The following is a 1447-nucleotide window of genomic DNA, read 5'->3' on the forward strand; positions in this document are numbered from 1 at the left end:
TCCGCGATCTCCCACAGCCCGTCCGGAACAATCCAACTCCATGTACCCCGCCCCATACCGAAGCCAACGACGCCTCACCACATAGGACACGGTCTAAGACGTCGTTTCTTATGGCGTGATCGTTCGTTGATCCGTGCATGACGGATCTCGTGGAGCGACTGGTTCCGGACGAGTTGTGGGTGCTGTTCCGGCGGGTGGTGCCACCGACTGAGGCGATACGCCCGCAGGGCGGTGGCCGACGCCGGGCAGGTGACCGTGAAGCCCTGGCGGCGATCATCTTCGTGGCGACGTCGGGCTGCACCTGGCGGCAACTGCCGCCGGTGTTCGGCCCGGCCTGGCAAACGGTCTACCGCCGGTTCGCTCAGTGGAGCCAGGACCGGGTCTGGGCAAGGCTCTACCGCGTGATCCTTGACGAGCTCGGAGCGCGGGGCGAGCTGGACTGGTCGCGGTGCGCGATCGACTCGGTCAGCCTGCGGGCTGCAAAAGGGGGCCGCTGACGGGACCGAATCCGACCGACCGCGGCAAGTTGGGATCGAAGATCCACCTGATCACCGACCGGAACGGACTACCGCTGTCCCTGGGCATCTCCGGGGCGAACATGCACGACAGTCTGGGCCTGGAGCCGCTTGTGCGCGGCATCCCACCGATCCGGTCCCGCCGTGGTCCCCGGCGTCGGCGGCCGACGAAGCTGCATGCGGACAAGGGCTATGACTACGACCACCTGCGCCGATGGCTTCGCGAGCGCGGTATCCGCCATCGCATTGCCCGCAAGGGTGTCGAGTCCTCGCAGCGGCTGGGCCGGCATCGGTGGGTGGTCGAGAGAACCGTGTCCTGGCTGGCCGGTTGTCGAAGGCTTCACCGGCGCTATGAACGGAAGGCCGAGCACTTCCTCGCCTTCGTCGGCATAGCCGCAGCCCTCATCGGCTACCGCCGCTTGGCCAGCCTTCTCACGGCCTGAGCCGGTTCTGCTGTACGTCGAAGCAGATCAGGCCCATGGACTCCGCTACGGCCGCCGCGTAGGCCGACGCCTCCTCGGCCATGCTCCACCGCATGGGGAAGTAGATCAGCGGACCGCTGGCCTCGCCGATCAGCGGCCCGGTCGACCAGGGGGAGGTGTCCTCCTCGTCCTCGGTGATGTCGCACCACCGATCAAGCAACGCGGCCACGTAGGCCGCGATGCGCTCGGACGGAGGCTCTTCCACCTCACTGTCGATGTAGCGGGCGTACAGGTCGTCGAAGACCCGGCAGGCGGTCTTGTCATCCGCCGGCCTCTCGCCTTCCCAGACAGCAAGGTCGTAGCTCATGCCAGGAGGCTCTCATGCCGCTCTGACAGCCATAAGAAACGACGTCTAACGAGTTGGTGCGTGATAGCGGGTGAGTCGTGGTTGCCCTGCTTGTGGCGTTGGTCAGGTGGTGGTGTTGCGGTCGGAGACCAGGGTGGCGATGG

At 66.3% G+C, this 1447-nt stretch carries 2 protein-coding genes; one reads left to right on the forward strand and one right to left on the reverse strand.

The window, feature by feature from the left end:
• The first annotated feature begins 137 nt into the window (after positions 1–137).
• A protein-coding gene (locus tag ACFVZH_RS40385; RefSeq protein WP_384905635.1) for an IS5 family transposase occupies positions 138–958 on the forward strand; the annotation gives its coding sequence in 2 pieces (ribosomal slippage) (positions 138–485 and positions 488–958; 819 coding nt in all).
• Here the strand turns inward: ACFVZH_RS40385 and ACFVZH_RS40390 are convergent.
• Positions 948–1304 carry a hypothetical protein gene (locus tag ACFVZH_RS40390; RefSeq protein WP_384905637.1) on the reverse strand — a complete coding sequence of 119 codons (357 nt, stop codon included), beginning with the start codon at positions 1302–1304 and terminating at the stop codon, positions 948–950. The two genes, ACFVZH_RS40385 and ACFVZH_RS40390, sit on opposite strands and share 11 nt — an antisense overlap.
• Positions 1305–1447: the final 143 nt, after the last annotated feature.

It is taken from the genome of Streptomyces sp. NPDC059534 (assembly GCF_042743475.1).
Classification (GTDB): Bacteria; Actinomycetota; Actinomycetes; order Streptomycetales; family Streptomycetaceae; genus Streptomyces.